Here is a 24,244-nt window from a genome sequence, read left to right on the forward strand (position 1 = left end):
ACGAGTCGGACAACCGGTGTGTTAAGGCCGGAGCAACGCCAGATCGACGCCGAGCGCGGCGAACGGCTTCTCCGCCGCGGGCAGCACCTTCACCGCGCGATGGCCTTCGGCGGCGACCCAGCCGGCGTCGACGGCCTTGCCGAGCAACGCCGCGGGCAGCGACCCGGCGAGGTGATCGCGGCGCTCCGTCCAATCCAGACAGTCGCGCAGGAGGGCGCGCCGCCCGTCCGGCACCGGCACGCCCAGCTCGTCGAGCACCTCCTGGCCGCGGCCGGTCAGCGTCAGCCCGGCGTCGGTGCTGACCAGCCCGGCCGCGAGCATGCCGTCACGCAGCGCGACGCCGACCTGGCCGGCCAGGTGGTCGTAACAGGTGCGCGCGAACCCGAGCCGGCGTACCCGCACCGACGACTTGAGCCCGGTCACCGGCCGGTGCTCGGCGTGCTGGGCCAGGTGCTCGATCAGCTCGGCGACACGCGGGTCGGCGATCCGGACGTAACTGGCCCGCCCCTGCTTCACGCGGGCGACGAACCCGGCGTCGACCAGCCGGGTGACGTGCTCACTCGCCGTCGACAGCGCGATCCCGGCCGCCTTGGCCAGCTCGCCGACCGTCCACGCCCGCCCGTCCAGCAGGACGAGGCACATGGTGGCGCGGCTCGGGTCGGCGAGCACCGCGGCCACCTCCGCCAACGCGATCGTCTCCATGTCCCCACGGTACGACCCGCCGGCTTCGGTGGCCGCCGAAGCGTCAGACGCCCTTGAGGAACTTCGCGGCCAGCTGCACGGCCGGTCCCGAGTCGTTCGAGTTCTCCAGGACGACGGCGAAGGCGACGTTCCCGCGGTAGCCGACGAACCAGCCGGTGGCCTGCTGCCCGTCGCCGAACTGGGCGGTGCCGGTCTTGCCGAACACGCTCCCGGCGCCCGCCGCCGCCTTGCCGGTACCGCTGGTGACGACCGCGCGCATCATCTTCCGGACCTCGCCCAGCACGGCCGCGGGCGGCGGCGAGTAGCCCTTGACGACGACGGTGTCGAGGTCGTGCCACAGCTTCGGGGTGATCGACTTGCCGCCGGCGACCGTCGCGGCCATCATCGCGCCGCCGAGCGCGCTGGCCTGGATCCGGCCCTGGCCGAACCCGTCCTCGACCTGCTCGTCCTTGCTCGCCGCGGGCTCGACCTTGCCGAGCTCGGTCTTAAGGCCCGGGATCTCGTAGTCGGCGTTGAGGCCCAGCTCGTTCGCCGCCTTCACGAGCCCGTCCGCGGGCAGGTTCAGCGAGAGCTGACCGAACGTGGTGTTGCAGGAGCGCGCGAACGCCGTCTGCAGGTTCGTCGCGCCCAGCTCGAAGCCCTCGTTCTTGACCGTGCGCGTGCCGATCGTTGCGACGCCGGGGCAGTCGACCGGCGAAGCCGCGTTGAGGCCGCTCTGCTGGATCGCCGCGACCGAAGTGGCGATCTTGAACGACGATCCGGGCTCGTACAGCCCGTTCAGGGCCTTCGGCGAGAGGCCGGCGGCCGCGTTCTGCGCGACGGCGAGGATGTCGCCCGAGCCGGTGTCGAGCGCAACGAGCATCGCGGACCCGGAGTAGCCGTCGACCGCGGCTTGCGCGGACTGCTGCGCGCCCACGCTCAGGCTCGACGTCAGCGGCTTCGCGCCCTCGTCCGACGCCTTCCCGAAGAGCGTCTCCAGGTTCTTGCCGCTGGTGTCGGTGCGGACGACCGCGAACCCGGTGCCCGCCGCGGCCGTGGCCTGGCCGAGCAACGCGGACCGCAGCAGCGGCGCCGGGTTGCCGTCGGCCGGGCGCAGGCCGCCGGCCCCGCTGATGATCAGCGGCTTGCCGTCGCGGTCGGCGACGGCGGTGCTGTCCTGGACGGCCGTGCTGATCGCCAGCCGCTGGCCCGCTTCGAGCTTCGGGTGCAGCAGCGTCGGCGCCCAGTGCACGAGCCACTTGCCGCCGGCCTGGGCCAGTGTGAACGGCACGTCGTAGGACCAGACCTGACGATCCTTCAGCGTCCAGGCCAGGTGGTAGGTCCCGCTCGTCTGCTTCGCCCCGGCCGGGGTCGGCTGCAGCACGGTCAGCTTCGCGGACAGCGCCGACGGCTGGAGCGTGTTGCGCGCGTCCCGCAGCGCCACCGCCGCCGCCGTGTTGTCGTCGGTCAGCCGGGCCGCGGCGTCCGGGTTGTTCTCGGCGAAATCCTGCAGGTACTCGGTGATCGCCGAGTTCGGGTCGAGCGCGCCGGGGCTTGCGACGGCCGTCTCACCCGGGCCGGCGGCCGCTTCGGGCGCACTCCCGCTGTTCAAGAGGAAGAACGCCGCCACCACGACCGCGACCACCGCCAGCGCGCCGCCGATGAGAATGCCGCGTTTTCTGCCAGGACTCATTTCTCGCGTACCCCTCCCCAGTGCGCGCCTCCCGCGCGCACAAGGGCCCAGCTTGCCGATTCCCGGCCCTTTCGGGTGAGAAAGCGACCGATTCGTGACCGGCCTCGTGAGTGGTAATGAGGGTTCTAACCCTCATTACCACTCACGACGGGTTCAAGCCTTGGCGACCGAGACAGTCACCTTCGTACCGTCACCGACCGTCCCGGCGAAGCCGCCATCCACCGCCGCGTAGGTCACCGACGTCGCCAGCGTCTCCGAGGCCAGGAACTTCTCGTGCCGCGTCGCCGCTTCGACGACATCGTCGGGCGCGTCGATGGTCAGCGCGATCCGGTCGGCGACGTCGAGGCCGGCGTCGCGGCGGGCCTGCTGCACGACCCGGACCAGGTCGCGGACCAGGCCTTCGGCCGCCAGGTCCGGCGTCACCTCGGTGTCGATCAGGACCAGCCCCGAGCCGCCGGGCAGCTCGGCCGCCGCGCCGCCGCCCTTGGCGACCAGCCGGCGGTCGAACTCGCCTTCCTGCAGCTCGATCCCGGCCGCGACGACCTTGCCGCCCTGCAGCGACCAGTCACCCGCCTTGACCGCCTTGATCACGGTCTGGACGTCCTTGCCCAGCCGCGGCCCGGCGGCGCGCGCGTTCACCGCGACCTCGAACCCGCCGTGCGCGGCGACGTCGGCGGTCAGCTCGACCGCCTTGACGTTCACCTCGTCACGCAGGATGTCGGCGAAGACGCCCAGCGACTCGGCGTCGTCGGCCGCCACGACCAGCGACGACAGCGGCAGCCGCACGCGCAGCTTGTTGCTCTTGCGCAGCGACAGCGCCGACGACGCCACCTGCCGGACCCGGTCCATCGCCGTCACCAGCGCCGCGTCCGCGGGCAGGTCGAGCGCGTTCGGCCAGTCGGTCAGGTGCACCGAGCGGCCGCCGGTGAGCCCGCGCCAGACCACCTCGGTGGTCAGCGGCAGCAGCGGCGCCGCGACCCGCGACGTCACCTCCAGCACCGTGTGCAGCGTGTCGATCGCGTCCTGATCACCCGCCCAGAAGCGGTCGCGGGAGCGCCGGACGTACCAGTTGGTCAGGGTCTCCAGGAAGTCCCGGACGGTCTGGCACGCGCCCGCGACGTCGTAGTGGTCCATCGCGGACTCGACGTCGGTGACCAGCTCGTGCGTCTTCGCCAGCACGTACCGGTCGAGGACGTGCGGGGAATCGGTGCGCCACTTGCCTTCCACGCCCTCGGCGTTCGCGTACAGCGCGAGGAAGTAGTACGAGTTCCACAGCGGCAGCACGGCCTGGCGGACGGCGTCGCGGATGCCCTTGTCGGTGACGACCAGGTTGCCGCCGCGCAGGATCGGGCTCGCCATCAGGTACCAGCGCATGGCGTCGGAGCCGTCGCGGTCGAAGACCTCGTTGACGTCCGGGTAGTTGCGCAGCGACTTGGACATCTTCGCGCCGTCCGAGCCCAGCACGATGCCGTGCGAGACGCAGGTGCGGAACGCCGGCCGGTCGAACAGCGCCGTGGCCAGCACGTGCAGCAGGTAGAACCAGCCACGGGTCTGGCCGATGTACTCGACGATGAAGTCGCTCGGGTAGTGGTGCTCGAACCACTCGGCGTTCTCGAACGGGTAGTGCACCTGGGCGTAGGGCATCGAGCCCGAGTCGAACCAGACGTCGAGGACGTCCGGGACGCGGCGCATGGTGGAGTTCCCGGTCGGGTCGTCCGGGTTCGGCCGGGTCAGCTCGTCGATGTAGGGCCGGTGCAGGTTGTCCAGCCGCACGCCGAAGTCGGCCTCCAGCTCGTCGAGCGAGCCGTAGACGTCGGTGCGCGGGTGGGCCGGGTCGTCCGACTGCCACACCGGGATCGGCGTGCCCCAGTAGCGGTTGCGCGAGACCGACCAGTCGCGCGCGTTCTCCAGCCACTTGCCGAACTGGCCGTCCTTGACGTTCTCCGGGTACCAGGTGATCTGCTGGTTGAGCTCGACCATCCGGTCCTTGAACTGCGTCACCGCGACGAACCACGACGACACCGCGCGGTAGATCAGCGGGTTCCGGCAGCGCCAGCAGTGCGGGTAGGAGTGGTCGTAGGTCTCGTGGCGCAGCAGCACGGAACCCTGCTGCCCGGCCGAACCCGTGCCGTTCTTGAGGTCGCGGACGATGTTCGGGTTGGCGTCGAACACCTGCTGCCCGGCGTAGTCGGGCACGGTGTCGTCGAACTTGCCGTGCGCGTCGACCGGCGTGACCGGCGGGATCCCGGCGGCGTCGGTGACGGCCTTGTCCTCTTCACCGTAGGCGGGCGCGATGTGCACGACGCCGGTGCCGTCGTCGGTGGTGACGTAGTCGGCCGCCAGCACGCGGTGCGCGTTCTCGGTGCCGGTGAAGTACGGGAACGGTGGTGCGTAACGGTTCCCGAGCAGCTGCGCGCCGGTGTAGCGCGCGACGACTGCCGGCTCCTCGCCGAGCTCACGCGCGTACGCGGCGACGCGCGCTTCGGCGAGCAGGAACCGCTTGCCGGGGAAGTTCTCGCTCTCGACGACGACGTACTGCACCTCGGGGTGCACCGCGGTGGCGAGGTTCGACGGCAGCGTCCACGGCGTGGTCGTCCAGATCAGCAGGTAGGTGCCGTCCAGCTCATTGTCGTTGCCTTCCATCCGGAACCCGACCGTGACGGCCGGGTCCTGGCGGTTGCGGTAGACGTCGGCGTCCATGCCCAGCTCGTGGTTGGACAGCGGCGTCGCGTCGCGCCAGCAGTAGGGCAGGACGCGGTAGCCCTCGTAGACGAGTCCCTTGTCCCACAGGCGTTTGAACGCCCACAGCACCGACTCCATGTAGGTGACGTCGAGCGTCTTGTAGTCGTTGTCGAAGTCGACCCAGCGCGCCTGGCGGGTGACGTAGTCGCGCCACTCGCCGGTGTAGCGCAGCACGGACTCGCGCGAAGCCTCGTTGAACTTCGCGATGCCCATCTCTTCGATCTCGGACGTCTCGGTGATGCCGAGCTGGCGCATCGCCTCGAGCTCGGCGGGCAGGCCGTGGGTGTCCCAGCCGAAGCGGCGCTCGACCTTGCGGCCCTTCATCGTCTGGTAGCGCGGCACCAGGTCCTTGACGTACCCGGTGAGCAGGTGGCCGTAGTGCGGCAGGCCGTTGGCGAACGGCGGGCCGTCGTAGAAGACGTACTCGTTGTCACCGTGCTCGCCGGCGGGGCGCGCGTCGATGCTCGCCTGGAAGGTCCGGTCGCTCTCCCAGTAGGCGAGGACGTGGGTCTCCAGCTCGGGGAAGGACGGCTGCGACGGCACTCCGGCGCTGTCGCCGAGCTTGGCCTGGGGGTACATCCGGGTGCTCCTCGGTTCGTCACTCTCGTACGGACGACCGGCTCCCGGTCACCCACACGGGGACGAGACGCCTTCCGGCGTTCCGCGGTACCACCCCGCTTGCCTGGCGATGAAGGCTGCCGGGCCGCTCGTTCCACGGCTGTCACGGGCCGCACCCGTCCGGTTCTACTGCGAGCGGTGAGGCTCGGTTCTTCCGGAAGCTCCCCGGTGATGGCCGGATCGACGCTGTGCTGATACCAGGTTAACCGCTCCGCGCAACCGGGTTGTCACGAGGGGCATCGCCGGAAATGGAGGCGCCTTCGCGGACGTGTCGCCGTTAGCATCGCCGGGCGCCGCTTTCGGCGTGCAGCGGGGGAAACACGGGGGACGTTTCATGGTTTTGTCCGGTGCGGAACTGGCGGACTTCGCCGCGCGGGAGTCCTTGCTGGGCCGGGCCACCGACGCGATCTGGGCCCGGTTCGACGAGCTGTGTCCCGAGCCCACCGGCGAGCTGCTGGCACTGCGGCTGATGGCGGCGGCGAACCGCGACGACCCGGCTGCCGCGTCGCGAGACCTGGAGCGGGCCGTCGCGGCGGCCGAGGAGGCGGACAACGCCGTGCTGGCCGAGTCGGCGCGGGGCGCCCGGCTCCTGCTGCTCGCGCCGGCGGCCGCCGAGACCGCGCTCGAAGCCGTCGCCGACCGGGTGGCGGCACTCGGCGACGCCGAAGGACACAGCTTCGCCTTGCTGCGGCTGGCCACCGCGCACTTCGCGCGGCAGGACTTCCCGGGCGCCCGGGAAGTCCTCGACCGCGCCGAGACCCCCATCCACGCGACTGGCAGACCCGAGCTGGCGGGGCTGTGGCTGGCCCGCCACGCGGTCCTGTCCGCCAACCTGGGCGACCTTCCGCGGGCGATCGAGCTGGCCGCGGAGGCCGCGGCGCGGTACACCGAAGCCGGGTCCCCGGAGCGCACCGCGCACGCCCAGCTGCTGATCGCGCGATTCCGCCGGAGCCAGGGCGACGTCGAAGGCGCGTTCACCGCCACCACCGGCATCGACGCCGGCACGGACCTGGGCATCCAGGCCCAGGTCAGCCGACTCCGAGGGAGGCTGGCCCGGCGGCTGGACCGCCCGGAAGACGCGATCGCGGCGTTCCACTCGGCGATCACGGACTTCACCGCGGCGGGCAAACCGGTCGACGCGGCCGCCACCCGCATCGACCTCGCACGGGCGTACCTGGACGTCGACCGCCCGGAGCACGCGGCGGCGGCCGTCACCGACGCGGAGCCAGTGCTGGCGCAGGCCGGGGCCGAGCGGGACCAGGCGAACGGCCGGATGCTGCTGGGCCACGCGTATCGCGCTCTCGGCCGCCCGGAGCAGGCTTGGGCGTTGTTCGGTGCGGCGGCCGAGTACCTCGCCGTCGCCGCGCCGGTCGTCGCGGGCGACGCGAGAGAGGCGCTGGCGGACGTCCTCGCCGAGCTGGACCGCGACGCCGAGGCGGCGACCGAGTACACCCGAGCGGCGGGGCACTTCGAGCAAGCAGGCCTGAAGTCATCCGAACTCCGCACGCTGCGTCGAGCGCTGCTGTCCTGGCTCCAGAGCGGCGACACCGACCGGACGCTGACGGCGCTGGCCGCAGCGGATGCGGCCGAGCCGAACCCCACGGACCCGGACGCGGCGTGGGAACGCGCGATGACCACGTTCGACGGCGCCCGAGCGTTGTCGGAGCTGGGCCACCCGGCGGCGGCGTACACCCGGGCAACCACGGCGGTGGCCGAGCTGCGCGCGATCGACGCGACCCCGATGATCGTGGTGGCGGAGTTCCTGTGTGGACAGTTGCTATGCGAACTCGGAAAGTTCGCCGAGGCCCGGGAAAAGCTGACCGAGACGCTGGCACTGCTACCGGAACACGCGAGCCGCAAACGGAGGGATGTCGAGGCGCTGCTGGCAGAACTGCCGGACTAGGACACAGCCTCACGGGTTCGCACGCCGGCCAGCGTCACGAGGATTGCCGTCAGCCACAAGGCCGCCGCGATCACGCCCGCCGTGTGCAGGCCCGTCACGAAAGTCGCCGTCCGGGTCGGTTCGCCGACCATCCGCCACGCCCAGCGCGCAGCCCGTCTGACGGGCCGTGTTGTTGACCCGCTCGCGATGCCCGCACGCTCGGGTGCACCTCCGCGACCGCAGGCCGTCGCCGTCGTCAGGAGGCCCACGCCCAGCCTCAGGAGGGTCAGCAGCAGGGCGGGATATCCGCCGCTTTCCGGCGCCAGCACCAGGTTCAGCATCCCGAGCGCGCCCAGGGCCAACCCCGACAGCATCAGCGGGCGCGGACCGAAGCGGGCGGTCAGGCCGGCCCGGAACCCGCCGAGCTGCTGGAGGCGCTTGCCCGGTTCTCCCCGGCCCAGCCGGTGACGTCGACGCGGAGGCCCTGCGCACGGCGAGGACGTGCTACGACCACCTCGCGGGCCGGCTCGGGGTCGCCGTCACCTCGGCGCTGCCGGCCCGGGGCGCACTGGCCACCGTGGACGGTGAGCGGACCACGCGCCGCCGCGCGGGCGACCGGATTTCGGCTCCCCTGCGGGAACACCCGTACACGCTGGGTTCCCGGGCCGCCGCCGTCGCGACGCGGTTCGTGGACGCGGGGTGGGTGACCCGCCGGGCCCGGGCGCACCGCACGCTGCGCTTGACGCCGGCAGGCGAGCGGGCGCTGCTCGAAACCTGCCTCGGGGTGGTCAGCGGTGCGCGGCCACCAGCGTCGCGTCCGGGGCGCACCGAGCACACGGGGTGAAGCCCAGCTGCCGGGCTTCACCGATGCCGATGGGGATCGTGTCGCGGGTGCCGACCCAGGTGCAGCCCCGGACGTGGTAGCGGGGGTGCTCGTCGACGACGACGACCTCGTCCTCGATGTCGGCCAGCAACGCGATGTCCGCGTCCGACGTCGATTCCTCGCCGGGTTCGGCGTCGTCTGGTTGTTTTTCCGCCACGGAAGCCGCGGACGCGGCCGTGGCGGCGGAAGCAGCGGGTGCCTCAGGAGACTCGGAAGTCTCGGCGGCGGGCTCTTCGGCGACGTCGGGTTCGGGCGTGTCGGCCGGATCCCCCAGCTCACCGGCGGCGGGAATGAGGACGGTTTGGTCCTCTTCGACCGGTTTCTCCGGCTCCTTGAACAGGCTCGGCTTCGCGTCGGACGCCGGTTCCGCCGGCTCCGAAGGCTCGACGACGGAAGCAGGCGCGGCGGCGGGCGTCGCGGATCGCCGGCGACGGCGCAGCCAGTCGACGACGAGGATCACCCCGGCGAGCACCGAGAGGCCGATGGAAACCCACGCCCACAGCGAAGAAGCCGTGATGAGCGCGGAGACGAGCAACCCCAGAGCCGCCAGTACCAGTACCAGCACGATGTAGAGCACGGTGAATTACAGCATGAACGGGCCGGGTTCGGTCCACGACCCGCCCACGTGCGGTACCGGATCGACTCCTGACCGTGGCAGAACCCCGCCGGCGCCGTAGAACTACCGGCGCCGGCGGGGTGTGCCCGGAGAAATCAGCCCGCTTCGGCCCGGGGGCCGAACGAGTAGCCCTGGCCGCCACTCGACGATCCGGACGACTGCCCGGAGTTCGAGGAGGCCGAGGCCGGTGCGGCGGAGCCGCGGTCGTCGAGCTCGCGCAGCTGGGACTCGAGGAACCCGCGCAACCTCGTGCGGTACTCCCGCTCGATGGTGCGCAGCTCTTCGATCTTCTTGCCCAGCCCGCCCTTCTCGGAGTTCAGGCTGTTCATCGTCTCGGTGTACTTGCGCTGCGACTCGCGTTCCAGCGTGGTGGCCTTGTCGCGCGCCTGGCGCTCCAACGTCTCCGCACGGGTCCGCGCGTCGTTCAGCATCGTGTCGACGCGCGTGCGCGCCTCGTTGACCATCGAGTCGGACTTCGCCCGGGCGTCCGAGAGCAGCTGCTCGGACTTGGTGCGGGCCTCGGCCAGCATCCCGTCGGACTCGGTCTTCGCCTCGGCGGTCAGCCGGTCGGCCATCTCCTGGGCCAGCCCGAGGACCTTGGCCGCCTGCACGTTGGGCTCGCCACTGTCGGCCACCATCGAGTGGGCCTGGGTCTGCTCCATCGCGGACGCCGGCGGCGGCACCGGCGCGAGACGCCGGGACGGCTCTTCGCGCATCGGGGGCTGTGCCGACTTCGCGCTGTCGAGCTCGCTACGAGTCGATTCGAGCTCGGCGTCGAGCTGCTCCATCTGCTGGCGCAGCTCGTTGTTGTCCTCGATCAAGCGGGCCAGCTCGGTCTCCACCAAGTCGAGGAACGCGTCCACCTCGTCCTCGTTGTAGCCCCTCTTGCCGATGGGCGGCTTGCTGAACGCGACGTTATGCACGTCAGCGGGGGTCAACGACATCAGATCACCTCACGCACTCCATGGCCTGCAGGGTCCACCCAAGTCTCCCCGATCAACTTGGAGTCGCCAGTTGCATCGCGAAGAACACAACCAACAGCAGAACCATAATCGATAAGTCCAGTCCGACGCCGCCGATCCGCACCATCGGGATGATTCGCCTGAACAGGCGAACCGGCGGGTCCGTCACTGTGTAGATGGTCTCGAGCGTCACCGCAACCCCTCCGGCCGGGTGCCACTCCCGTGCAAAGGTGCGGACGAGTTCGACCACGATACGTGCCGTCAGCAACAGCCAAAACGCGAACAGCACGTACCAGACGACCAGCCACACAGCTTCCACGTACCTACTCTAACCGGGCGTCCTCGTCGAAGACGCAGTTGAGGGGGTCGACGCGGCATCGGGTCGACAAAATCACGTTTGCTTGCGCTCAGCGGTCCGCGCGACTTCAGCCGCGCAGAAACAATCCGCCCTCGGCAATCCGCCGGCGGTCCTCCGCGGTCACGTCCACATCGGGCGGTGAGAGAAGGAACACCTTGTTGGTGACCTTGTCCATCGACCCGCGCAGCGCGAAAGCGAGCCCGGCGGCGAAGTCCACGAGCCGCTTGGCGTCCGCGTTGTCCATCTCGGTGAGGTTCATGATCACCGGGATGCCCTCGCGGTAGTGCTCGCCGATGGCGCGCGCTTCCGCGTAGCTCGTCGGGTGCAGTGTCGTGATCCGGCTCAAGGGGTCACGCACCGGCTGGCGCACGACCGGCTCGGTGACCGGTCGCAGGCGCGCCACGGGCTCCGGCTGCCGGTCCATGGCGAGCGCGCCGTGGACCGCGGGCTCCGACCCGGGCACGGAGCGTGAACGGGCTCGGCTGACGGGCTCGTCGTACGTGTCCTCGCTGTCGCGGTACCGTGAGCGCGACCGAGGAGCAGGCTCCTCGTAGGAGTCGTACTCGTCGTCCGCGTAGCCGCGTCGATAATCTTCTTCGACGTCGTAACCGTCGTCGTCAGCGGGCACCATCCCGAAGTAGGCCTTCAGCTTCTGCAGCGCGCTCATGCCTCTCCCTAGCCCTAGCCGCTCCCGCACCAACGCTTCTCCACGCCGTCAGTGCCCCGTATGGACGACCACTAAACGTGACCGGCACACGAGCTCCCTACGGCGAGGCTAAACCGCGCCCGCCGAGCAGTGCGGTTCCGACACGCACACAGGTTGAGCCGTGCGTGATCGCCTGCTCGAGATCATGGCTCATCCCGGCGGAGACTTCTGCGGCATTCGGGTGATCTTTTCGGAGGCTTTCCGCCGCGCGGGCGAGCTTCTCGAAGGCTTCCCCGGGATCGGCGCCGAGCGGCGCGACGGCCATCAGGCCACGAAACCGCAGTTCACCCGTGTGAGTTACGTGCTCGGCGAGCGCCGCGAGCTCGCCGAGCGGGCAGCCGCCGCGCTCGGTGTCGTCGTCGAGGCTCGCCTGGATCAGGACGTCGAGCGGTTCGTCACGTTTACCGGCGTAACGCGCGGTGTGCACGGCCTTGGCGAGCGCGTCGGCGAGCCGGGCCGAGTCGACCGACTGCACTTCGTGCGCCCACTCCACCACGGACCGGGCCTTGTTCCGCTGCAGCCGGCCGACCATGTGCCACCGCAGCGCGGACCCGGGGCGCAGTTCGGCGACCTCGGCCGCCTTCGGCCCGGCCTCCTGGTCGCGGTTCTCGCCGACGTGGGTGACACCGAGGTCGGCGAGCAGCGCGGCGTCCGACGCCGGGAAGGTCTTGGTCACGGCGATCAGCCGGACCTCGTCGCGGGCCCGCCCGGCGGCGCGGCACGCGGCCGCGATCCGCGCCTCGACCTCGGCCAGGTTCGCGGCCAGCTCGGCCTTGCGGTCGGTCATGCGGTCGGTCATGCCTCGATCCAGGTGATGCCCGCGAGCCGCCCGGTCGTCCCGTCGCGCCGGTAGCTGAAGAGCGTCTTGTCCTCGTTCGTGCACCGCGGGTCGACGCCGATCTTGCCGACGCCCAGGCCGGCGAGCTGCTGCCAGAGCCCGGCGCGCAGGTCGAGACCGGGCGTGCCCTTGCGGGTCTTGCAGGCGGTGCCGGGAACGTGCTTCTCGACGTCGGCGGCCATCGCGGCCGGCACCTCGTAGCAGTCGCCGCAGATCGCCGGGCCCAGCAGCGCCTCGATCCGCCGCGGCTCGGCGCCCGCTTCGCGCATCGCCGCCACGGCGGCCGGGACGACGCCGACCCGGGTGCCGACGCGGCCCGCGTGCACCGCCGCGACCACCCCGGCCTCGGCGTCGGCCAGCAGGATCGGGACGCAGTCGGCGACGAGCACCACCAGCGCGACGCCCGGCGTCGCGGTCACCAGCGCGTCGGTCGCCTCGGCGGCGCCGGTCTCCGAGCCGTCCACAGTGGTCGCCGTCCGGCCGTGGACCTGCTCCATCCAGGCCAGCTTGTCCTCGGCCAGGCCCAGCTCGGCCGCGAGCCGCTTGCGGTTCGCGTAGACGTCACCGTCGTCGTCGCCGACGTGGTCCCCCAGGTTGAACGTGTCGTACGGCGGCCGTGACGCGCCGCCCGCCCTGGTCGTGACCACTCGCCGAACCCGCATGGTGCCATCCTCCCAAACGCCGTGAAGGCCTCCTTCCCGGCCTTTGGAGCCGGTAAGGAGGCCTTCACGGACCACAGTTTCTAGCGCCGCATGAACGGCGGCACGTCGACCTCGTCGTCCGACGGGTCGTCGTGCACCGGCATGGCGCGCCCGGGCAGGCTGCCCTGGGTCGCGTTGGAGCCCATCGGCGAGTAGCCGCGCGAACCGCCGCCGGGCTGCGGGAGCCCGCCGGTGTTCTGGCCGCCGGCCGACGGCAGCGGCGTGTGCGACCGCGGCGGCGCGACCGGGTAGCCCGAACCCGAGGCGGACGGCACCGGGGTGGCCCCCGACGGCGGCCCCTGCTGGTTCGAGACCTGCCCGGCCGAGGCCGACGCCGTGCCCGCGCCCTGGCGCGAGCCGGAGCCGAAGGTCGACGGGTCGAGCTTCTTGTGGGTCGGCGCGCCGGCGTCGAAGCCGGCCGCGATCACCGTGACGCGCACCTCGTCGCCGAGCGAGTCGTCGATGATCGTGCCGAAGATGATGTTCGCGTCCGGGTGCGCGGACTCCTGCACCAGTGACGCCGCTTCGTTGATTTCGAACAGGCCCAGATCCGAACCACCCGCGATCGAAAGCAGTGCGCCGTGCGCACCATCCATGGAGGCTTCGAGGAGGGGCGAGTTGATCGCCTTCTCCGCGGCCTGGATGGCTCTGCCTTCACCGCGTGCGCTCCCTATACCCATCAGGGCGGAGCCCGCGCCGGACATGACGCTCTTGACGTCGGCGAAGTCGAGGTTGATCAGGCCCGGGGTGGTGATCAGGTCGGTGATGCCCTGGACACCGGAGAGCAGCACCTCGTCCGCGGAGCGGAACGCGTCCATCAGCGAGACGCCGATGTCGCCGAGCTGCAGCAGCCGGTCGTTCGGGATCACGATGAGGGTGTCGCACTCGTTGCGCAGCGACTGGATGCCGTCTTCGGCCTGCTTGCCGCGGCGCTTGCCCTCGAAGGTGAACGGGCGCGTCACGACGCCGATGGTCAGCGCGCCCAGCTTGCGGGCGATCTGCGCCACGACCGGGGCGCCACCGGTACCGGTGCCACCGCCTTCGCCGGCCGTCACGAACACCATGTCGGCGCCCTTGATGACCTCTTCGATCTCTTCACGGTGGTCTTCGGCGGCCTTCTGGCCGACCTCGGGGGCGGCGCCCGCGCCGAGGCCACGGGTCAGCTCGCGGCCGATGTCCAGCTTGACGTCGGCGTCGGACATGAGCAGTGCTTGGGCGTCGGTGTTCACCGCGATGAACTCGACACCCTTGAGGCCGACCTCGATCATGCGGTTCACGGCGTTCACGCCGCCACCGCCGATGCCGACCACCTTGATCACCGCAAGGTAGTTGTGCGGGGGCGTCATCGAAGTCCGCCTTCCTGATCGTTGTGCCCGTACAGCCCGCCGGCCGGTGATCAACTCTCAACCTAAACCCCAGATTGAGAGTTATGTCAACCGCCGACGTTAGGCAGGACGGTAGGCACCAGGCAGGCTCTAATCCAGTAGGCACGCCGTGTGTCGCAAAGGTGTTTTGCCACAACACGTTCGTGCGCGCAAGAGCGAGGAGCCGGAAGTGGCCCCCGCGCCCGGTCTGCTATGGCCCGCGAACCGGCCCGGATCGGCCGTGGAACAGCCCCGGATCAAACCGCAGATCAGCCCCGGATCAGGCCGGCATCGGCATGACCAGCGCGATGGTCGACGACGGTGCCCCGGTCGTCGATCCCCCGGTCTGCTCGACGCTCAGCCCGACCTGCTCGGCGCCGCCGATGCCGTCCGCGACCACCAGGGAGCCGTCCTCGGCGCCGGTGATCAGCCCGGCCGGGCGCGGCGGGGTCGTGCCCGCCATCAGCCAGGCCTGGTAGACGTGCCCTTCGGTGGGCGCGGGCAGGCCGGCGTCCATCACCATCACGCGGTTGAGCGAGCGCGACGCGATCACCGTGGCACCGCCGCCGAGGGGCGACGTGCCGTGGCCGGTCTTCGCGTCCGGCGCCGAGAGCAGCGCCGCCACCGGCGCGTACTGCGCCTTCGCCTGGTCGAGCTGGGTCTGCGCGGTCTGCAGCTCCTGCTGCTGGGTCAGCGCGATCCCGCCGAACACCCCGCCCGCGGCGAGCCCGACGACGGCCGCGGCGGCCGCCGTGAGCACGGCCCAGCGCGGGGCGCGCCCCGACCGGCGGTGCCGCTCGGGCGAGCCGGGCCGGGTGCGCGGCGGCAGCTGGCGGGTCGCGTGCATGGCCACCATGACGCGGTCCTTGAACTCCGGCGGCGGTTCTTCGGCCATCGCCGCGCCGAGGCGGGCCGCGGTCGCGCGCAGCTCGGCGACCTCCTGCGCGCACGACTCGCACTGCTCGAGGTGGCGCGAGAACTCCGCGCGCTCGATGTCCGACACGGCGTCGAGCGCGAACGCCCCCGCCAGCGTGTGCATCTCCGGTGTGCTCACGCGGTCACCCCCAAACAGTCCCGCAGGCGGATCAGGCCGTCCCGCAACCGCGTCTTGATCGTTCCTTGCGGCGTCGACAGCACTTCGGCCACCTCGCGATAGGTGTAGCCCTGGTAGTAGGCCAGCAGCACGGACTCGCGCTGCAGGTCGGTCAGGAAGGACAGGCACCGGCGGACCTGGGAGCGTTCCAGGCTCGCGGTGACGGATTCGGCCACCTCGTCGAACGGGCGGCCGCGGGCGGCTTCGAAGGTCGCCTTCTGCTCGCGCTCGGTGCTGGCGCGCGCCGAGCGGACGCGGTCGACGGCGCGGCGGTGCGCCAGCGTCATCGCCCAGTTCAGCGCGGAGCCCTTCTCGGGCGAGTAGCGCGTCGCGGTGCGCCAGAGCTCGACGAGCACCTCCTGCGCGACCTCTTCGGACTGCGCGGAGTCGCGCACGATCCGGCGGACGAGCCCGAAGATCGGCCCGGAGAACTGGTCGTAGAGCAGCTCGAACGCCCGCTCGTCGCCCTTGGCGACGCGCACCATCAGCTCCTCGGCGCTGGGGCCGGCCTGCCCCTCGGGTTCGTCCGCGGGCACGGGGGCCATGTGGCGCTGGCGAGCCGCCTCATCCATGCAGCTGTCCTCCGGCGTTCTGCGGGGTGCGCGGGATGACCGGCGCCTTCCGCAGCCACAGGGCGATCCCGTGGCGGCGGATCAGCGCGGACACCCGCTGCGGCAGCAGGGGCCGGGCCAGGACCAGCCGGGCCAGCCACCGCGGGCTCGCCGGGCGGCGAACTCCCCGAAGCGTAGCGACCAGCGGTGTGGTGCCCCCGCGGCGCAACGCCACCGTGAGGTCGAGCAACGCTTCCGGGTGGGGCAGGCGCATCCGGTACTCGCCGTCCATCTCCTGGAACGGCGAGACGTAGAACTCTTTTTCCGCGCGCGCGAGCCCGGCCTCGTCCGGGTGCAGCAGGTAGGCGTGCCGGCCGCCGTAGGTGTTGTGCACCTCGGCGACGACGCACTCGAGCGCGCCGTCGGGACCGTGGCACCAGTAGACGCTGATCGGGTTGAACACGTACCCGAGCACGCGCGCGGCGGCCAGCATCACGACCTTGCCGCCGCGCAGGTCCACCCCGCGCTCCGCGAGCCACCCGTCGAGCTTCTCCCGGATCCCCCGGTCGTCGCCGGCCACGAAGTGGTCGCGGCGGTCGAAACCGGCGAACGGGCGCGCCCACCACGGCAACCGCGGCGGCGCGTCGAGGTCGACCAGCCACAGGTACACGCGGTGCGCGAAGGCGTGCGGCGGGTCGATCCGGCGCACGTGCGCGACGGTGGCGTCGTAGAGCGCGGTCGTCACCAGGTGACTCCCAGGGTTTCGGCAGCGCGCGCCCCGGAGGCGCAGCCGTCTTCGTGGAAGCCCCAGCCGTGGTAGGCGCCGGCGTAGGCGATCACGCCGTCGTTCAGCTCGGGCAGCCGCCGTTGCGCCGCAACGGCTTCCGGTGTGTAGACCGGGTGCTCGTAACGCATCTTGGCGACCAGCCCGGTGCGGCCCGTGCCCTCGCCCGGGTTGAGCGTGACGACGTACCCGGTCGGCTCGTCCAGCCGCATCAGGCGGTTCATGTCGTAGCTGACCTGGACCGCGCCGGTCGGCGCGCCGCACTCGGGGGCCCGGTAGTTCCAGCCCGCGCGGGCGTCGGCCAGCGACGGCAGCACGCTGGTGTCGGTGTGCAGCCAGGCCTCGTTCTCCGAGTAGCGGAACGCGCCGAGCACGTCGCGTTCGGTGTCGGACGGGTTGGCCAGCAAGGAAAGCGCCTGATCCGCGTGCGTGGCGATGACGACCCGGTCGACGCGGTGCGGGGTGTCGGCGTCGTCGCGGATCTCGACGCCGCCGCCCGCGGTGCGCAGCACCGACCGCACTGGCGTCGACAGGTGCACGGCGGTGAGCTGCTTGGCCGCGCGTTCGACGTATTCGCGGGAGCCGCCGACGACGGTCCGCCAGGCGGGCGAGTTCTTGACGCTCAGCATGCCGTGGTTGCGGAGGAACTCGAACAGGTAGCGCGCCGGGTACCGCAGGGTGTCGCTGCGGTCGGCGGACCAGACCGTCGAGACCACCGGCAGCATGAAGTGGTCGACGAAGTAGCGGGAGTAGCCGCCGATGGCGAGGAACGCGCCGAGCGTCACATCACCGGCGTCCTTCGCCTCCAGCAGCCGCTTCGCGTGGCGGTGGAACCGCTTCACCTCGGCGAGCATGCGCACGTAGCGCGGGCGGACGACGTTGCCGCGCTGGGCGAACAGCCCGGGCAGCCCCTTCGCGCCGGCGTACTGCAGGCCGCAGCCGTCGCAGCGGATGCTCATCGACATCTCGGTGTCGCGCGTCTGCACGCCGAGCTCGCCGAACAGCCGCAGCAGCGTCGGGTAGGTGCGCTCGTTGTGGACGATGAACCCGGAGTCCACGCCGATGGTGCCGCCGTGGGCGCTGGGCACGTCGTGGGTGTGCGCGTGCCCGCCCAGCCGGTCGTCGGCCTCGAACAGCAGGACCTCGTACTTGCGTTGCAGCAGGTAGGCGGCAGTCAGTCCGGCCACCCCGCTGCCGATGACGGCGATGCGTTCTCCCGTGATCTCCACACCGGTACTTCGCCGCCGCCGCCGATGTGGATTGGATGAGCGCGGCACCAATCCACCGCGCAGCAGGGAGCGAATCCCGGACATGCCGAACAGCACCGCGCACCGCCTCGCCTCGTTCGCCGAAAAGCTCCTCGGCGGGCAGCTCCCCATCGGCCTCCGGACGTGGGACGGAACCCGCGCCGGACCAGTGGACGCGCCCACCGTGGTGCTGCGCAACCGCCGCGCCCTCCGCCACCTGCTCTTCGCGCCGGGTGAGCTGGGTCTCGCCCGCGCCTACGTCACCGGTGACCTCGACGTCGAAGGCGATCTCGCCGACGGCTTCCGCCGCATCTGGTCCCTCACCCGCGCGGGTGAGCTCAAGCGGGTGAAGCTGGGCCCGCGCGAGTGGGCGGAGGCCGCCAAGCTCGCCGGTGCGCTCGGCGTCATCGGCCTGCCCCCGAAGCCGCCCGTCGAAGAGGCCCGGCTGTCCGGGAAGCTGCACAGCCTGCTGCGCGACAAGTCCGCCATCGCCCACCACTACGACCTGGGCAACGCCTTTTACCAGCTGCTGCTGGACGACTCGATGGCCTACTCCAGCGCGTACTTCACCTCCGACGAGCCGGGCTACGGCCTGGCGGAGGCGCAGTCGGACAAACTGGAGATGATCTGCCGCAAGCTGGGCCTGCGCCCGGGCATGCGGCTGCTCGACGTCGGCTGCGGCTGGGGCTCGCTGCTGGTCCACGCGGCCAAGCACCACGGCGTGCACGCCGTCGGCATCACGCTCTCGGCCGAGCAGCTGCAGCACATCCGCGGCCGCCTCGCCCAGCACGACCTCGAGGACCGCGTCGAGGTCCGGCGCCAGGACTACCGCGAACTGCCGGACGCGCCGTTCGACGCGGTGGCGTCGATCGAGATGGGCGAGCACGTCGGGGAGGTCAACTACCCGACCTACGCCGCGACGCTGCACAAGATGGTCAAGCCCGGCGGGCGCGTGCTGATCCAGCAGATGTCCCGCGGGAACGTCGCCCCCGGCGGCGGCGCGTTCATCGAGCGCTACATCGCGCCCGACATGACCATGCGCCCGGTCGGCCGGACCGTCGAACACCTCGAAACCGCCGGGCTCGAGGTGCGTGACGTCCACGCGATGCGCGAGCACTACGTCTGGACGGTACGGGCCTGGGCCGACACCCTGGAGGAGAACTGGGCCGACGTCGTCGCGCTCATCGGGGAGTCCGGCGCGCGGGTGTGGCGCCTGTACCTGGTGGGCGGGGCGCTGGCGTTCGAGGAGAACCGGATGGGTGTGGACCAGATCCTGAGCGTGCGACCGGACGTCAACGGCGTCAGCGGCATGCCGGCGACCCGGGAGTGGAACTGATGCCCCTGGGCGGCACGTTGCTGGTCACCGCCGGCGTCACGGTCGTGGCGGTGGTGGTGACCTTCGGGATCGCGCGGGCGCGCAAGCGCTACGACACGATCGACACGTTCTGGGGGCTCGGCTTCGCGATCGTCGCGCTGGCCGCGTTCCCGTTCGGCGACGGGCCGCTGTCGCTGCGGCTGGTGGTGACGGCGCTGACCGTCGTGTGGGGCGTGCGCCTCTCGGCGCACCTGCACCTGCGCAACCACAAGCTGCCGGAGGACCCGCGGTACGTGCGGATGGCCAAGCACGCTTCGCCGGCGAAGATGTTCCTGCGTGTGTACCTGGTGCAGGCCGTGGTGCTGTACTTCGTGTCGCTGCCGGTGCAGTTCGCGCAGTACGGCACGGGCATCGGCGTGCTGGGCTGGCTCGGCGTCGCCGTGTGGCTGGTCGGGTTCGGCTTCGAGACGGTCGGCGACGACCAGCTGCGCCGCTTCAAGGCCGACCCCGGCAACAAGGGCAAGGTGCTCGACACCGGGCTCTGGCGCTACACGCGGCATCCGAACTACTTCGGCGACGCGTGCGTCTGGTGGGGCCTCTATCTCCTCGCGTGCTCGACGTGGCCGGGCGCGCTGACGATCCTCTCGCCGATCGCGATGACCTACACCCTGGCCCGCGGTACGGGGAAACCGTTGCTGGAGAAGGGAATGGCCCGCACGCGCCCGGCGTACGCGCACTACGTCGAGCGCACCAGCGGGTTCTTCCCCCTGCCCCCCAAGCGCGTCACTCCCCCGTGAGCCCGTCGGTCAGCTCGCGCAGCACGTCGAGGTGGCCGACGTGCCGGGCCGTCTCCTCGATCATGTGCGCGACGACCCAGCGGACGTTGAACGTCTCGTCCTTGTAGGTCACCTCGTCCGCGAGGTCGTGCTTCGCGACGATCTCGCGGCTGCGGACGCACTGGGTTTCGTAGTCGGCGAGCAGCTGCTCCACCGTCGCTTCGGGCGCGACCCGGAACTCCGCGTCCGGGTCCTGCTCCAGCTTCTCCTCCCAGGTGTCCGGTTCGCCGTCGACGACCACGGCGAACCAGTACCACTCGTTGAGCGTGAGGTGCGCGAGCAGCCCGGCGACGGTCGTCAGCTCGCTCGGCAGGTGGACCCGCCGGGCCTGCTCGAGGCTCAGCCCGCCGCTCTTCCAGGCGACGGTGGCGCGGTGGTAGTCGAGCAGGCTGGTGAGGATCTCCCGCTCGCCGCCGGTGAGCGGGATCTTCGGGCGGTCCGGTCGTTCGGTCATGGCCGGGACTCTGCCAGAAGGGTCCGACATTTCCGCGGGCCAAATACCTTGCGCACGATGTAATCGTGGGCTAGGTTTGCGGCCGTGCCGGATGAGTTCTCGTTGGACGAGCAAGCCTGCTTCGCGCTGTACGCGGCGTCCCGGGCCGTGACGGACACGTACCGTCCCCTGCTCGGCGAGCTGGGCCTCACGTACCCGCAGTACCTGGTGCTGCTGGTGCTGTGGGAGTCCGGCGACCGGCCGGTCAAGGAGATCGGCGAACGGCTGCACCTGGACTACGGCACGCTTTCCCCGCTGCTCAAACGACTCGAGGCCAACGGACTGGTGACGCGGACGCGGCGGCCCGCCGACGAACGCACCGTGGTGGTCGGCCTGACCGAGGAGGGCCGGTCGATGCGCGAGCGCGCCACCGGCGTCCCCCCGGCCATCGGCTGCGCACTGGGCCTCGACGACACCGAGCGGCGACAGCTGATCGAAACCCTGCGGCGGCTGACGGAGTCGGCCGCCGCGTACCCACCTGGAGGCACCCATGCCCAGCCGTGACGCGACCACCCACTGGACCGGCGGACTGCAGAAGGGGAAGGGCGAGGTCACGCTGGACTCGTCCAACGCCGGCACGTTCTCCGTCTCGTTCCCGACCCGCGCGGGCAACCCGGACGGCCAGACGAGCCCCGAAGAGCTCATCGCCGCGGCGCACTCGTCGTGCCTCGCGATGAACCTGTCGGGCGTGCTGGAGGCCGAGCAGCTGACGGCGGACTCGATCGACGTCAGCGCGGAGGTCACCCTCGGCCCGGCCGCCGGCGGCGGCTTCGAGATCAGCGGCATCGCGATCACGCTGCGCGCGGCCCTGCCCGGCGTGAGCGCGGAGAAGTTCGCGGAGTACGCGGAGACGGCGGAGAAGACGTGCCCGGTGTCGAAGGCCCTCGCGGGCACGACGATCACCCTGGACGCGGCACTCGTCTGAGGTTTCCCAGCGCAACGGCCGTCCCGCTCCGGCGGGGCGGCCGTTCGCCGTCAGTGGGCGGCTTTGGCTCGATAAGTCGACTTCTTCGCCTGGTTCCCGCAGACGTCCATCGAGCACCACCGGCGCGTTCCCGGCCTCGACGTGTCCAGGAACAGCGCTCCGCACCGCGCGCCCGCGCAGTGGCGGATCCGGTCGAACGCCGGGGAGGTCACCAGGTCCAGGGCGTCGCGGGCCAGCACCGCGAGCATCGCCGACGCGGGATCCCCGGCGCGCCAGCGGAGTTCGCCCGACGGGGTCAGCGCCGGCGCCGGGACCGGTGCCGCCGCGAAGCGGTTCAGGCGCTGACGGGTCGCCGGGCGGCACGATGCGGCGCCGTCCGAGACCAGCTCGTGGATCGCCTCGCGCAGCACCCGGGCGTCGCGGACCGACTCCTCCGGCACGACGGCCTCTCCGAACTTGCCGAACTCCTCGATCCACGCACGCAAGGAAGCGCCGTCCGGCAGCTCCTCCGTAGCATCCGACGTGCCTCGATACCGCAGCGTGCGCACGAAATCGAGGCACAACCTGCCCGCGCCCGACCGGAACCGCTCTGTCATGCACGTCACCATACCTCGGGAACCGGTTTGACTGGTACCGTCCGGGAACCGATCAAACCGGTTCCCGAGGGGTGACGATGACCGAGACGAAGCCGCAGCAGGAAGCACCGCCCGGCTGGCTGGTGCTGTTGCTGGCCGTCTCCTGTGGACTGACGGTCGCCAACCTGTACTACGCCCAGCCGCTGCTCGCCGAGCTGCGGCACACCTTCGGGGTCGGCGAGGCCGCCGCCGGCGGGATCGTCACCGCAACGCAGATCGGGTACGCCGCGGGCATGCTCCTGCTCGTCCCGCTCGGCGACCGGCTGGAGAACCGCACGCTCGTCTCGTCGCTGCTCGCCGTCACCTGCGCGGGGCTCGTCGGCACCGGCTTCGCACCCGGGTTCGCCGTGCTGCTGCTGGCTTCCCTGCTCGTCGGGGCGACGTCGGTGGTCGTGCAGATCCTCATCCCGTTCGCCGCCGACCTGGCCCCCGACGCCATCCGCGGGCGGATCGTCGGACGCGTGGTGAGCGGGCTCGTGTTCGGCATCCTGCTCTCGCGCGTGATCGCCAGCCTGCTCGCGGAGGTCACCAGCTGGCGCGTGGTGTTCCTCATCTCCGCCGTGGCGATGGCCGTGCTCGCCGTCGTGCTGCGGTTCAGCCTGCCGAAGCGGGCGCCCAAGACCGACGTCGGCTACGGGCAGCTGATCCGATCGACCCTGGCGATGGTGCGGAAACACCCCGCGCTGCGCCACCGCGCGCTCTTCCAGTCGGCGATGTACGGCGCGTTCAGCGCCTTCTGGACGACGATCGCGTTCGTGCTGACCGCCCCGCCGTTCAACTACTCCCAGCTGGGCGTCGGCCTCTTCGCCCTCGCCGGTGCCGGTGGCGCGCTGATCGCCCCGCTCGCCGGGCGCTGGGCCGACCACGGGCACGGCGCCCGGCTCACCACGATCGCGTTCATCGTGTGCGCAGCCGCGTTCGCGGTCGCCGGGCTCGGCGCGCACAGCGTCGTCCTGCTGGCCATCGCCGCGATCGCGATCGACGCGGCGGTGCAGGCCACCCTGGTCGTCGGCCAGCACACGATCTACCAGCTCGACCCGTCGGCGCGTGCCCGGATCAACAGCATCTACCTGGCGACGTTCTTCGTCGGCGGCGCCATCGGTTCGCAGGCCGGCTCGATCGCCTACCACCTCGGCGGCTGGACGGCGGTCGCCGTGTTCGCCGGGGTGCTGCCGCTGCTCGCCCTCGCCGGGATGACCCGCACCCGGCGCTGACGCAAAGTCACCGCAGCCCGGCGAATTTCCCCCGTTCTTGTCAGCGCATGGCCGCTGTCCGGGTATCGCGAAACTGCTACCGTACGCCCTTGGGCTGCTACCCAGGGGAGCGATCCATGACCCTCGCGGACCTCGGGCTCGACGCCACCGCCGAGCGCGCGTACCGCCATTGCCTGCGGGACAAGACGATGACCGCCGCCGGTCTCGCCGAAGCCCTGCACCTCGACCGCGCGGAAACCGCCGGGATCGTCCGCGAGCTCGTCCGGCTCGGGCTGGTCCGGCAGGTCGACGCGCAGACGTTCGAGGGGCTCGACCCGGCGATCGCCCTGGAGAACCTGATCTCGCTCGAGATCGCCCGGCTGCGGGACCAGGTCGGCCGGCTCGACGCGTGCCGGAGCCGGATCGGCCCGCTGTGCGAGGACTTCACCGCCGCCGCGCCCCGCGGGACCCGGCCGGACGTCCAGCACGTCCAGGGTCTCGACCGCGTCCGGGAGAAGCTCGACGAGCTGGCCTTCTTCGCCCGCAGGGAAATCATGGACCTGCAGCCGAGCGGGCCGTGGAGCCCCGAGACGATCTCGGCCGCGCGGCCGCTCGACCTGCGCTGCCTGCGCCGCGGCGTCCGGATGCGCACGGTGGTGCGAGCCGAGATCCTCGACGACGAGCGGACCCGGTCCTACCTGCTCGACCTGTGCGCGCACGGCGCCGAGGTCCGCACGGCCGAAGGCGGCCGGCTCGAACGGCTGATCCTGTTCGACCGCGCGGTCTTCGTCGCCCCGATCGACGTCAAGGACAGCAAGCGCGGCGCCGTCGTCGTGTCGCAGCCGGGGCAGGTGGCGACCATGGTGAGCTTGTTCGAACGCGTCTGGCGGCAGGCGACGCCGGTGGGCGCCGCCGACCCGACCGCGCGCGCCGGCCTGAGCACCACCGAGAAGCAGGTGCTGGCGATCCTCTGCCAAGCGGACAAGGACGAGCTCGGCGCGCGCGAGATGGGCGTGTCGGTGCGGACGTTCCGCAAGCACGTCGCCGACGTGATGGCCAAACTCGGTGCGGCCAACCGGTTCCAGACCGCGTTGCTGGCCAAGGAACGCGGCTGGATCTGAGCGGGTT

General features: G+C 71.3%; 24 protein-coding genes. 7 read left to right on the forward strand and 17 right to left on the reverse strand.

Features of this window, described 5'->3' with window-relative positions:
- Positions 1–21: 21 nt before the first annotated feature.
- From OG439_RS23180 to ileS, 3 genes are all read right to left on the reverse strand, one after another.
- On the reverse strand, positions 22–702 hold the full coding sequence (locus tag OG439_RS23180; RefSeq protein WP_326951427.1) for an ArsR/SmtB family transcription factor: 681 nt from the start codon (positions 700–702) through the stop codon (positions 22–24).
- 43 nt (positions 703–745) lie between these two features.
- The gene (locus OG439_RS23185) at positions 746–2,374 is read right to left on the reverse strand and encodes a penicillin-binding transpeptidase domain-containing protein (protein WP_326951428.1); all 1,629 of its coding nucleotides are present in this window, start codon (positions 2,372–2,374) and stop codon (positions 746–748) included.
- 153 nt (positions 2,375–2,527) lie between these two features.
- On the reverse strand, positions 2,528–5,695 hold the full coding sequence (gene ileS, locus OG439_RS23190) for an isoleucine--tRNA ligase (RefSeq protein ID WP_326951429.1): 3,168 nt from the start codon (positions 5,693–5,695) through the stop codon (positions 2,528–2,530).
- A 373-nt stretch (positions 5,696–6,068) separates the two neighbouring features.
- On the opposite strand from ileS, the gene OG439_RS23195 reads away from it, so the two are divergent.
- A complete protein-coding gene (locus OG439_RS23195) occupies positions 6,069–7,637 on the forward strand; it encodes a hypothetical protein (RefSeq protein ID WP_326951430.1) in 1,569 nt (522 codons plus the stop codon).
- Here OG439_RS23195 and OG439_RS23200 read toward each other — a convergent pair.
- The 12 genes from OG439_RS23200 to OG439_RS23255 all read right to left on the reverse strand — a co-directional run bounded on the left by OG439_RS23200 (position 7,634) and on the right by OG439_RS23255 (position 17,701).
- Positions 7,634–7,978 carry a hypothetical protein gene (locus OG439_RS23200; RefSeq protein WP_326951431.1) on the reverse strand — a complete coding sequence of 115 codons (345 nt, stop codon included), beginning with the start codon at positions 7,976–7,978 and terminating at the stop codon, positions 7,634–7,636. The genes OG439_RS23195 and OG439_RS23200 overlap by 4 nt on opposite strands.
- Positions 7,979–8,404: 426 nt before the next feature.
- Positions 8,405–9,076: a hypothetical protein gene (locus OG439_RS23205; protein WP_326951432.1), complete on the reverse strand. Its 672-nt coding sequence runs from the start codon at positions 9,074–9,076 to the stop codon at positions 8,405–8,407.
- 134 nt (positions 9,077–9,210) lie between these two features.
- Entirely contained in the window at positions 9,211–10,059 is an 849-nt protein-coding gene (gene wag31, locus OG439_RS23210; RefSeq protein ID WP_247054541.1) for a DivIVA-like cell division protein Wag31, read from the reverse strand.
- Between the two features lie 52 nt (positions 10,060–10,111).
- Positions 10,112–10,387, reverse strand: a complete 276-nt coding sequence (locus tag OG439_RS23215; protein ID WP_013224824.1) for a YggT family protein — start codon at positions 10,385–10,387, stop codon at positions 10,112–10,114.
- A 115-nt stretch (positions 10,388–10,502) separates the two neighbouring features.
- The gene (locus OG439_RS23220) at positions 10,503–11,102 is read right to left on the reverse strand and encodes a cell division protein SepF (RefSeq protein ID WP_247054543.1); all 600 of its coding nucleotides are present in this window, start codon (positions 11,100–11,102) and stop codon (positions 10,503–10,505) included.
- Between the two features lie 97 nt (positions 11,103–11,199).
- Positions 11,200–11,928: a YggS family pyridoxal phosphate-dependent enzyme gene (locus OG439_RS23225; protein WP_326951597.1), complete on the reverse strand. Its 729-nt coding sequence runs from the start codon at positions 11,926–11,928 to the stop codon at positions 11,200–11,202.
- A gap of 8 nt (positions 11,929–11,936) precedes the next feature.
- Positions 11,937–12,641, reverse strand: coding sequence for a peptidoglycan editing factor PgeF (pgeF, locus tag OG439_RS23230; protein WP_326951433.1), 705 nt, complete (start codon positions 12,639–12,641; stop codon positions 11,937–11,939).
- An 80-nt stretch (positions 12,642–12,721) separates the two neighbouring features.
- Entirely contained in the window at positions 12,722–14,026 is a 1,305-nt protein-coding gene (ftsZ, locus tag OG439_RS23235; protein WP_247054548.1) for a cell division protein FtsZ, read from the reverse strand.
- 298 nt (positions 14,027–14,324) lie between these two features.
- Positions 14,325–15,098 (reverse strand): anti-sigma factor, encoded by a 774-nt coding sequence (locus OG439_RS23240; protein WP_442788183.1) that lies wholly within the window; start codon positions 15,096–15,098, stop codon positions 14,325–14,327.
- Positions 15,095–15,709 (reverse strand): ECF RNA polymerase sigma factor SigK, encoded by a 615-nt coding sequence (gene sigK / locus OG439_RS23245; RefSeq protein WP_247054553.1) that lies wholly within the window; start codon positions 15,707–15,709, stop codon positions 15,095–15,097. The genes OG439_RS23240 and sigK overlap by 4 nt, the downstream gene beginning before the upstream one ends.
- Positions 15,702–16,436 carry a DUF1365 domain-containing protein gene (locus OG439_RS23250; RefSeq protein ID WP_326951599.1) on the reverse strand — a complete coding sequence of 245 codons (735 nt, stop codon included), beginning with the start codon at positions 16,434–16,436 and terminating at the stop codon, positions 15,702–15,704. The genes sigK and OG439_RS23250 overlap by 8 nt, the downstream gene beginning before the upstream one ends.
- Complete coding sequence (locus OG439_RS23255; protein ID WP_326951434.1) at positions 16,430–17,701, reverse strand: NAD(P)/FAD-dependent oxidoreductase; 1,272 nt, start codon at positions 17,699–17,701, stop codon at positions 16,430–16,432. The genes OG439_RS23250 and OG439_RS23255 overlap by 7 nt, the downstream gene beginning before the upstream one ends.
- A gap of 82 nt (positions 17,702–17,783) precedes the next feature.
- Here OG439_RS23255 and OG439_RS23260 point away from each other — a divergent pair, with 82 nt between their 5' ends.
- Together OG439_RS23260 and OG439_RS23265 are read left to right on the forward strand one after the other, a co-directional pair.
- Positions 17,784–19,055, forward strand: a complete 1,272-nt coding sequence (locus OG439_RS23260) for a cyclopropane-fatty-acyl-phospholipid synthase family protein (protein ID WP_326951435.1) — start codon at positions 17,784–17,786, stop codon at positions 19,053–19,055.
- On the forward strand, positions 19,055–19,831 hold the full coding sequence (locus OG439_RS23265; RefSeq protein ID WP_326951436.1) for a DUF1295 domain-containing protein: 777 nt from the start codon (positions 19,055–19,057) through the stop codon (positions 19,829–19,831). The genes OG439_RS23260 and OG439_RS23265 overlap by 1 nt, the downstream gene beginning before the upstream one ends.
- Here the strand turns inward: OG439_RS23265 and OG439_RS23270 are convergent.
- On the reverse strand, positions 19,818–20,324 hold the full coding sequence (locus OG439_RS23270; RefSeq protein ID WP_326951437.1) for a DinB family protein: 507 nt from the start codon (positions 20,322–20,324) through the stop codon (positions 19,818–19,820). The two genes, OG439_RS23265 and OG439_RS23270, sit on opposite strands and share 14 nt — an antisense overlap.
- Positions 20,325–20,408: 84 nt before the next feature.
- On the opposite strand from OG439_RS23270, the gene OG439_RS23275 reads away from it, so the two are divergent.
- Together OG439_RS23275 and OG439_RS23280 are read left to right on the forward strand one after the other, a co-directional pair.
- Complete coding sequence (locus OG439_RS23275; RefSeq protein WP_326951438.1) at positions 20,409–20,867, forward strand: MarR family winged helix-turn-helix transcriptional regulator; 459 nt, start codon at positions 20,409–20,411, stop codon at positions 20,865–20,867.
- A complete protein-coding gene (locus OG439_RS23280; RefSeq protein WP_326951439.1) occupies positions 20,854–21,288 on the forward strand; it encodes an OsmC family peroxiredoxin in 435 nt (144 codons plus the stop codon). The genes OG439_RS23275 and OG439_RS23280 overlap by 14 nt, the downstream gene beginning before the upstream one ends.
- Before the next feature lie 50 nt (positions 21,289–21,338).
- On the opposite strand, the gene OG439_RS23285 is transcribed toward OG439_RS23280, so the two are convergent.
- Positions 21,339–21,896, reverse strand: coding sequence for a CGNR zinc finger domain-containing protein (locus tag OG439_RS23285; RefSeq protein WP_326951440.1), 558 nt, complete (start codon positions 21,894–21,896; stop codon positions 21,339–21,341).
- A 65-nt stretch (positions 21,897–21,961) separates the two neighbouring features.
- On the opposite strand from OG439_RS23285, the gene OG439_RS23290 reads away from it, so the two are divergent.
- On the forward strand, positions 21,962–23,137 hold the full coding sequence (locus OG439_RS23290) for an MFS transporter (RefSeq protein ID WP_326951441.1): 1,176 nt from the start codon (positions 21,962–21,964) through the stop codon (positions 23,135–23,137).
- A gap of 116 nt (positions 23,138–23,253) precedes the next feature.
- Positions 23,254–24,237 carry a LuxR C-terminal-related transcriptional regulator gene (locus OG439_RS23295; protein ID WP_326951442.1) on the forward strand — a complete coding sequence of 328 codons (984 nt, stop codon included), beginning with the start codon at positions 23,254–23,256 and terminating at the stop codon, positions 24,235–24,237.
- The last annotated feature ends 7 nt before the right edge of the window (positions 24,238–24,244 follow it).

Source organism: Amycolatopsis sp. NBC_01307 (genome assembly GCF_035975215.1).
In the GTDB taxonomy this organism is placed as follows: Bacteria; Actinomycetota; Actinomycetes; order Mycobacteriales; family Pseudonocardiaceae; genus Amycolatopsis.

What these genes read in the sequence shown, in the direction of transcription:
- ftsZ (WP_247054548.1), bottom strand. Translation starts at nt 14,026, where the DNA reads ATGACGCCCCCGCACAACTACCTTGCGGTGATCAAGGTGGTCGGCATC.
- OG439_RS23180 (WP_326951427.1), bottom strand. Translation starts at nt 702, where the DNA reads ATGGAGACGATCGCGTTGGCGGAGGTGGCCGCGGTGCTCGCCGACCCG.
- OG439_RS23280 (WP_326951439.1), top strand. Translation starts at nt 20,854, where the DNA reads ATGCCCAGCCGTGACGCGACCACCCACTGGACCGGCGGACTGCAGAAG.
- OG439_RS23225 (WP_326951597.1), bottom strand. Translation starts at nt 11,928, where the DNA reads ATGACCGACCGCAAGGCCGAGCTGGCCGCGAACCTGGCCGAGGTCGAG.
- OG439_RS23285 (WP_326951440.1), bottom strand. Translation starts at nt 21,896, where the DNA reads ATGGTGACGTGCATGACAGAGCGGTTCCGGTCGGGCGCGGGCAGGTTG.
- OG439_RS23295 (WP_326951442.1), top strand. Translation starts at nt 23,254, where the DNA reads ATGACCCTCGCGGACCTCGGGCTCGACGCCACCGCCGAGCGCGCGTAC.
- OG439_RS23195 (WP_326951430.1), top strand. Translation starts at nt 6,069, where the DNA reads ATGGTTTTGTCCGGTGCGGAACTGGCGGACTTCGCCGCGCGGGAGTCC.
- ileS (WP_326951429.1), bottom strand. Translation starts at nt 5,695, where the DNA reads ATGTACCCCCAGGCCAAGCTCGGCGACAGCGCCGGAGTGCCGTCGCAG.
- OG439_RS23270 (WP_326951437.1), bottom strand. Translation starts at nt 20,324, where the DNA reads ATGACCGAACGACCGGACCGCCCGAAGATCCCGCTCACCGGCGGCGAG.
- pgeF (WP_326951433.1), bottom strand. Translation starts at nt 12,641, where the DNA reads ATGCGGGTTCGGCGAGTGGTCACGACCAGGGCGGGCGGCGCGTCACGG.
- OG439_RS23185 (WP_326951428.1), bottom strand. Translation starts at nt 2,374, where the DNA reads ATGAGTCCTGGCAGAAAACGCGGCATTCTCATCGGCGGCGCGCTGGCG.
- OG439_RS23290 (WP_326951441.1), top strand. Translation starts at nt 21,962, where the DNA reads ATGACCGAGACGAAGCCGCAGCAGGAAGCACCGCCCGGCTGGCTGGTG.
- OG439_RS23220 (WP_247054543.1), bottom strand. Translation starts at nt 11,102, where the DNA reads ATGAGCGCGCTGCAGAAGCTGAAGGCCTACTTCGGGATGGTGCCCGCT.
- sigK (WP_247054553.1), bottom strand. Translation starts at nt 15,709, where the DNA reads ATGGATGAGGCGGCTCGCCAGCGCCACATGGCCCCCGTGCCCGCGGAC.
- OG439_RS23260 (WP_326951435.1), top strand. Translation starts at nt 17,784, where the DNA reads ATGCCGAACAGCACCGCGCACCGCCTCGCCTCGTTCGCCGAAAAGCTC.
- wag31 (WP_247054541.1), bottom strand. Translation starts at nt 10,059, where the DNA reads ATGTCGTTGACCCCCGCTGACGTGCATAACGTCGCGTTCAGCAAGCCG.
- OG439_RS23265 (WP_326951436.1), top strand. Translation starts at nt 19,055, where the DNA reads ATGCCCCTGGGCGGCACGTTGCTGGTCACCGCCGGCGTCACGGTCGTG.